5 protein-coding genes are annotated in these 8,047 nt (G+C 33.1%); 3 read left to right on the top strand and 2 right to left on the bottom strand.

The window, feature by feature from the left end:
- The 3 genes from ACIQ2I_RS01845 to ACIQ2I_RS01835 form a co-directional block, all read left to right on the top strand.
- On the top strand, positions 1-2,638 hold a 2,638-nt coding region (locus ACIQ2I_RS01845; protein ID WP_396180733.1), incomplete at its 5' end, for a TonB-dependent receptor.
- A 10-nt stretch (positions 2,639-2,648) separates the two neighbouring features.
- Entirely contained in the window at positions 2,649-3,278 is a 630-nt protein-coding gene (locus ACIQ2I_RS01840) for a hypothetical protein (RefSeq protein WP_396180732.1), read from the top strand.
- Between the two features lie 5 nt (positions 3,279-3,283).
- Positions 3,284-4,591, top strand: a complete 1,308-nt coding sequence (locus ACIQ2I_RS01835; protein ID WP_396180731.1) for a DUF5689 domain-containing protein — start codon at positions 3,284-3,286, stop codon at positions 4,589-4,591.
- A gap of 96 nt (positions 4,592-4,687) precedes the next feature.
- Here the strand turns inward: ACIQ2I_RS01835 and polA are convergent, their stop codons facing one another.
- Positions 4,688-7,525 (bottom strand): DNA polymerase I, encoded by a 2,838-nt coding sequence (polA, locus tag ACIQ2I_RS01830; RefSeq protein ID WP_396180734.1) that lies wholly within the window; start codon positions 7,523-7,525, stop codon positions 4,688-4,690.
- On the bottom strand, positions 7,525-8,001 hold the full coding sequence (locus ACIQ2I_RS01825) for a hypothetical protein (RefSeq protein ID WP_396180730.1): 477 nt from the start codon (positions 7,999-8,001) through the stop codon (positions 7,525-7,527). Before ACIQ2I_RS01825 ends, polA begins: the two co-directional genes overlap by 1 nt.
- Between the last annotated feature and the right edge of the window lie 46 nt (positions 8,002-8,047).

Here is an 8,047-nt window from a genome sequence, read left to right as displayed (position 1 = left end):
GTCTAATGAACAATTTGTAACTACCAATAGTTTGGGAGAATTTCAAATTAGTGGTATTTCAGATGGAAACCAAATTTTGGTAATTTCCGTGGATGGCTACAACACGCAAAATTTTGCAATTGAAGTCGTGGCAAATCAAACCTTAGATGTAGGTTTATTATTTTTGGACGAAGACATTACATCAGAGCAGCAATTAAGTTTAGTAACGATTACTGAAAACGATTTAGGTGATGATAACAGTGGTTCTGAAAGCACCGCAGGATTGTTACAATCTTCAAGAGATGCTTATCAGCAAGCGGCAGCTTTCAATTGGGGTCAAGCTCGTTTTAGAATGAGAGGTTTAGATAATGAATATGGAGTTACCATGATAAATGGAATTTCAATGAACAAAATCTATGACGGAAGACCACAATGGAGCAATTGGGGAGGATTAAATGACGCCACAAGAAATCAAGAATTTACTTTAGGTTCTGCCCCTTCCGATTATACTTTTGGGGGTATTTTAGGAACACAAGAAATTAATACGAGAGCCTCTTTATACAGAAAAGGAACAAGAATTTCTATGGCAGGAACCAATACAAATTATTCTTGGCGTTCCATGTTTACACAAAATTCAGGATTAATGGAAAATGGTTGGGCTTACAGTATTTCTGGTTCAAGAAGATGGGCTCAAGAAGGCTATTTTGAAGGAACAGATTATGGCGCCAATTCCTTTTTTGCAAGTGTAGAGAAAAGAATAAATAAAAAACACAGTTTAAATTTTACAGCAATATACGCTCAAAATACCAGAGGAAAATCTTCTCCAAACACCAATGAGGTTAATAATTTAATGGGAATTAAATACAACTCGTATTGGGGATGGCAAGATGGAAAAAAACGTAATTCAAGAGACAAAGATGTTGAAGAGCCAATTTTAATGTTAAGTCATTTTTGGAAAATGTCCGATAAAACTACATTAACTACAAATGTTGCTTATCAAACAGGTTCAATCGGAAACAGTAGATTAGATTACCAAACAGCAAATAGTCCAGACCCAACATACTATAAAAATTTACCAAGTTATTTTTCAAATTTAGGCGATATTGCAGGTGCAAATGCAGCTCAAAATTACTTCTTAAATAACAGTCAAATTAACTGGAATGCAATGTATTATGCCAATCAATTTAGTAGTGTTGATCAACAAGGGGTAAATAAGAGTGTTTATGCTTTATATGAGGACAGAACTGATGACAAACAATTTACAGCCAATTCTATTTTATTTTCAGATTTATCGGATAACGTAAAATTAAATGCGGGGGCAAGCTTTAAAAAATTAAAATCTCATAATTTTCAACATATGTTGGATTTATTAGGGGGACAATATTTTTCAGATGTTGATCCGTTTTACTCAGGAGATCAAACCCAATCTGATTTAAATAATCCGAACCGACAAATTAAAGTGGGTGACGAATACGGATACAATTATAATTTAAATGCTGTGGTTGCAGATGCATTTACGCAATTTAAATTTACGTACAAAAAAGTAGATTTCTATTTAGCACAATCTTTCTCAAGAACACAATATCAAAGAGAAGGTTTATACAGAAACGGAATTTATGCTAACACGTCTTTTGGAAAAGGATCGAAACAAAATTTTGAAAATTTCGGATTCAAAGGTGGATTGACTTATAAAATTACAGGACAACATTTATTAGATTTCAATGGGGTGTATATGACAAAAGCACCAAATATGAGAAATACTTTTGCAAATGCTCGTATTAATAATAACATTACTCCAGAATTAAACAGCGAAACAATTGCAAGTTTAGATGCTTCTTATGTAGTAAGAACGCCTAAATTTAAAGCACGTGTAACAGGATTTGCTTCAAGAGTACAAAATGCAACTGAAATTTCTTTCTTTTATGCAGAAGGTATTGGAGAAGATGTAGATGGGAACGACCAAGATTCTTTTATTTCTGAATTATTAACAGGAATTGAAAAGAGAAATTTTGGAGCTGAAGTTGGTTTAGAATATCAGTTTACTTCTACGATTAAAGCTACTGTTGCCGCATCATACGGTCAATATTTATATGGAAACAATCCAAATTTAAAAATTAATGACGATGCACAAGCAACTTTAACAAACACACAACCAGTGGTAGATTTTGGTAAAGCGTATTTAAAAAATTACAGATTACCTGGTATGCCACAAACAGCAGCCTCTTTAGGATTGGAATATAGAGATCCAAATTTCTGGTGGGTTGGTGCAAATATTAATTACCTAGCGGATTCGTATTTAGATGTTTCAAACATTACAAGAACCGATAATTTCTCATTAAGCAACAATGGAATTTCTTTTCCAGGAGCAACTGAAGCAGCTGTAAGACAAGCTTTAACTCAAGAAAAATTTGCTAATTTTAATTTATTAAATCTTATCGGTGGGAAATCATGGCGAGTAGACACCACTACAATTGGATTCTTCGCTTCTATTAATAATGTATTGGACACAACTTACAAAACAGGTGGTTTTGAACAATCAAGAAAAGCTACTTTCCCAGATTTACAAGTAGATAACGCAAACGGAACACCAGCTTTCGGACCGAAGTATTTTTACGGATATGGAAGAACTTATTTTATAAATGTATACGTTAACTTTTAATTTTTTAGATATGAAAAATATAGTATTAAAAATTACATTAGCTGTATTCTTTATGACAACTTTAGTAAGTTGTACAGAAGATGAAACGGCGTTACCAAAAACAACAGTAACCATTTCAAAAGAAGATTTTCAAACGGCAGTAAATAGTACAGATTTAGATATTGCATCATGGACAAATTTTAATGAAACAGGTGCATGGAAGTGGAGAGAAAAAACCTATACAACTGGTGGTGTAACTAACGGATATGCTGAGTTTAGCGCATTTAACTCAGGAAGTCCTGTAAATACGGCTTGGTTAATTTCGCCAGAAATTAATTTAGATGTGGCACAGAAAAAAGGAGTGGCTTTTGAAGTAGCGCAACACCATTTAGATGTGGATTCGCCAAACAATAGTTTGCAAGTATTCATATCAACAAATTATGATGGAACAAATGTTTTAGCAGCCACTTGGTCACCATTACAAGCAAATATTCCAACAAAAAGTGTGGCTTGGTATCAGTTTCTAGCAAGTAATATTGATTTATCTGCATATAATGGGAAAGCACATATTGCTTTCAAATTTAAAGGCTCTGGTTCAGATATTACTTTAGATGGTGCCTTTCAAGTAGATAATTTTTTATTTTATAAATTAAATAATTAAAAGTTATGAAAAAATTAAATATATTAATAGCAACATTACTATTTTCAACGCTTTTTAGTTGTATTAATAGTGACAATTATGACGTGCCAAATTTATCAGGTGAATGTTCTGATTTGACAGTTACAAAAACACCACAAGATGTTGCAACTGCAGCAAATGCAACTGCTCAGAAATATATGGCAGACGATGTAATTGAAGCTTACATTACTTCTAGCGACGAAGGTGGAAATTTTTACAAATCTATTTCTATGGTTTCTGTAGACGGAACTAAAGGGTTTAGTATCCCGGTTGATTCTTATAATTTATACACTAAATATGAGCCAGGTAGAAAAGTATATGTTAAAATGAAAGACAGATACTTTGCAAATAATAGTCAAACCTATTCATTAGAAATCGGTTCTTTATATAATGTAACACAAGTAGGAAGAATTTCTGGTGTGGAATATGAATCAATAATTAAAAGAGGTTGTACAAAAGTTGATGAAAGTGCAATTGTAAATCAAATGACAATTTCTGCAGCAAAAAATAACGCTAATTTAAACAAATTAATAGAGTTTGACGCAGTTCAATTTGCTGATGAATCTTTGGGGAAAAAATATTATGATGCTACATTAAATAGTATTGGTGGTGCTACAAATCACATCCTTAAAGATGCCGCTGGTAATTCTATTATTGTAAGAGTTAGTGAATTTGCTTCCTTTATGTCTAAATCAATTCCTTCAGGAAATGGTAAAATTAGAGGTGTTCTTACAAGATATAATGGAGATTATCAGTTTATGATTCGTACAGAGAACGATGTAAAACTAACAGGAACTAGAGTTGTGCCTTTGTTTGAAGAATCATTTACATCTAATTTTGGATTATGGTCAAAACAAAATGTAGTTGGTGCTCAAGTCTGGGGAACTACTACTTTTGGTAATCCTGCTCCTTGTGCATTAATGAATGGTTTTAGTGGAGGAAGTCAACTTAATGAAGATTGGTTAATTTCACCAGCTATCAATTTAAGTGGTGTTTCTGCTGCTTTAGTTTCATTTGAAACTAGCACTCGTTATGCTGGGCCTGCATTAACTATATGGGTTTCTACAAATTATAATGGAACAGGTTTACCTAACACTGCTACATGGACTCAAATAACTACTGCAAATTTACCTGTATGGACAAGTGGTAGTTTTACGCCTTTTACATCTTCAGGAGGAATAAATATTTCATCTTTTGTTGGAAGTTCAAACTTTAGAATTGCTTTTAAGTATACTTCTACAACTTCTGCAGCTGCTTCTTGGGAAGTAGATAACGTAAAAGTTGTGGGTCAATAAATTTAAAAAATAAAACACATAAAAATGCCTTCTTAATTTTAAGAAGGCATTTTTGTTTAGACCTGACAGGTTTTCGAAACCTGTCAGGTTTCTAAATTAATGTGCTTCCAACCAGTTTTTGCCACTGCCAATTTCCACTTCTAACGGAACAATCATTTTAAAAGCATTTTCCATTTCGAATTTAATCATCGGTTGAATTTTTTCTAATTCGCTGTTATGCACATCAAAAACCAATTCATCATGAACTTGCAACAACATTTTTGAGTGCCACTTTTCCGATTTTAGTTTTTTATGAATGTTAATCATCGCAATTTTAATAATATCTGCAGCAGAACCTTGAATAGGTGCATTTACGGCATTTCTTTCTGCACCACCACGAACTATTGCATTGGCAGAGTTGATATCTTTCAAATAACGTCTTCTGCCTGAAATCGTTTCTACATAACCGTTTTCTCTTGCAAAATCTACTTGTTCAGAAATAAATGATTTTAATTTTGGATAGGTTTTGTAATAAGCATCAATCAACTCAGCACTTTCTTTTCGTGATAAATTGGTTTGATTACTCAATCCGAAAGCCGAAACACCATAAACAATTCCAAAGTTGACGGTTTTAGCGTGACTTCTTTGCGCTGAAGTTACTTCATCTAAAGGAATATTAAAGACTTTAGCTGCTGTACTTTTATGAATGTCTTCATTATTTTTAAACGCAGCAATCATATTTTCTTCACCACATAAAGCAGCAATAATTCGCAATTCAATTTGAGAATAATCTGCAGAAACTATGGTGTGATTTTCATCTCTGGCAATAAAAGCTTTTCTAATTTGTCTTCCTCTTTCGGTACGAATGGGAATGTTTTGTAAATTCGGATTGTTTGAACTTAAACGACCTGTTGCCGCAACAGTTTGCATATATTCGGTATGAACCCGCCCCGTTTTTAAATCTACTTGATTCGGCAACGCATCAATGTAAGTACTTTGTAATTTCACCATTTGACGCCATTCTATAATGTCTTTTACAATCGGATTGTCGTGGGCTAAATAACTTAATATTTCTTCACCAGTTGCGTACTGACCAGTTTTTGTTTTCTTTTGTTTTGCTCCGCCAATTTTCATTTTGTCAAACAACACATCGCCTAATTGTTTTGGAGAGGCCAAATTAAAGGTTTCACCAGCAGTTTCATAGATTTTTTGTTCTAAAGCTTTGCTTTCAGCTGTCATTTCAACTGACATTTTATTCAAAAAGTCGACATCCAAATTAATACCTTCTTTTTCCATATCGGCTAAAACAGGAACTAACGGAATCTCAATTTCGTCATATAATTTTTTCGTACCCACTTTTTCTAAAATAGGTAAAAAATGATTTTTAAGTTGAATCGTTACATCGGCATCTTCTACAGCGTATTCTTTAATTTCATCTAAAGGAATATCGCGCATATTGCCCTGATTTTTCCCTTTTTTCCCAATTAATTCGGTAATAGATTTTGGCGAATATTTCAAATACGTTTCACTCAATACATCCATATTATGACGCATATCGGGATTAATCAAATAATGCGCAATCATCGTATCAAATAAATTGCCTTTGACTTCAATTCCGTATTGAGAAAGAATTTTTATATCGTATTTAATATTTTGACCCACTTTTTCGATGTTTTCATTTTCGAAAAACGGCTTAAATTTTTCAATTAAAATCTGAGCGTCCTCTCTGTTTTCTGGAAATGGCACATAAAATCCTTTTCCTTTTTCCCAAGAAAAGGCCAAACCTACTAATTCGGAATTTAAAGCATCTAAACCTGTCGTTTCCGTATCAAAACAAACGGAAGTTTGATTCAATACATTCTGAATGAACATTTTTGTAGGTAAATCGCCTTGGACGTTTTGATAAAAATGTTCCGTATTTTCTAAAGTTGCATAATACGAAGTGAGTGTTTCTGTAGCATCTTCACCATCAGAAAAACCAAATAAATCATATTGTTCATCTGTAGTTTTTTTAACCGGTGCTTTCTTTAAAACGGGAATCTCAGAATTTGTTCCTTCAGCATTCGCTGTTGGATTGTACAATTTATCGAATTGCGCTTTCATTTGTCGGAATTCTAATTCCATAAATAACGCATCTGTTTTTTCAACATCTGGCGAAGATAATTCGTAATCTTTTTCGTTAAAAGTTACTGGGCAATCTAATAAAATGGTTGCTAATTTTTTAGATAAAATACCTTGTGCTTTATTGGCTTCAATTTTGTCTTTTAACGCGCCTTTTAGTTTATCGGTATTGTCTAAAAGATTTTCCATTGAACCGAATTCGGCTAATAATTTCTTAGCCGTTTTTTCACCAACTCCGGGTAATCCAGGAATATTATCCACGGCATCGCCCATCATTCCCAAAAAGTCAATTACTTGTAAGGGATGCTCGATTTCAAATTTGGCTTGTACTTCAGGAATTCCCCAAATTTCAATATCATTTCCCATTCTGGCAGGACGATACATAAAAATATTTTCCGAAACCAATTGTGCAAAATCCTTATCAGGCGTAACCATAAAGACTTTATAATTCTCTTTTTCGGCTTGTTTGGCAATCGTACCAATTAAGTCGTCAGCTTCAAAACCGGCTACTTCTATAATTGGAATATGCATAGCGCGCAATAAATCTTGAATATAAGGCACCGCAATTTTTATAGCTTCGGGTGTTGCATCCCGGTTGGCTTTGTATTGTTCAAACATTTCTAAACGAAACGTACTGCCGCCTTTATCAAAAGCAACTGCTAAATGATCTGGTTTTTCCCGTTTTATGACGTCCATCAAGGCATTCATAAAACCCATAATGGCAGAAGTATCCATGCCTTTTGAGTTGATTCTTGGATTTTTTATAAAGGCATAATAGCCTCGAAAAATTAATGCGTAAGCGTCTAAAAGAAATAAGCGTTTTTGTGACATAATTAAAAGGTGAGTTTTAAACCAACTCCATTTGCATTGGCAATTATATTTGATTCAAAATTGATTCCAGTATTTTGTTTTTGTAATTTTATTTCCTCATTCATCAAATGAATGGATTTCTTTATTTTCTTTTGAAATCCTATTTTAATTGGAATGGCAATCAACGATATTCCGGCACCAACAAAATACATGGTATTTGAAGATTCTCTACCCGGAGCGGCATTTTCAACATGAATAAGATGTGTTGAAATAAATGTAAATATTCCGCCATATAAAAATATATTCCCAACAGTTTTTTTTGTTTTGCCAGCTTTATATAAACTTAAAATTTCAGGTTTATGACCAAAATAGGTTGCTATTTCAGAAGAATTAATTTTTTTGCCATTTTCAAAAACTCTACCACCACTTTTAAAGGTATATATTTCCTGGGAAAAAGACACACTAGTAAAAAGTAGCAGGATAATAATTAAATTTTTCATAAAAAACAAGCTTTTAGTTTCTACAAATATAAACCTTTAATACATT

The organism is Flavobacterium sp. (assembly GCF_044368995.1).
Classification (GTDB): Bacteria; Bacteroidota; Bacteroidia; order Flavobacteriales; family Flavobacteriaceae; genus Flavobacterium.
Note: the sequence above shows the minus strand (reverse complement) of the source record. Positions and strands in the feature narration are given on the sequence as shown.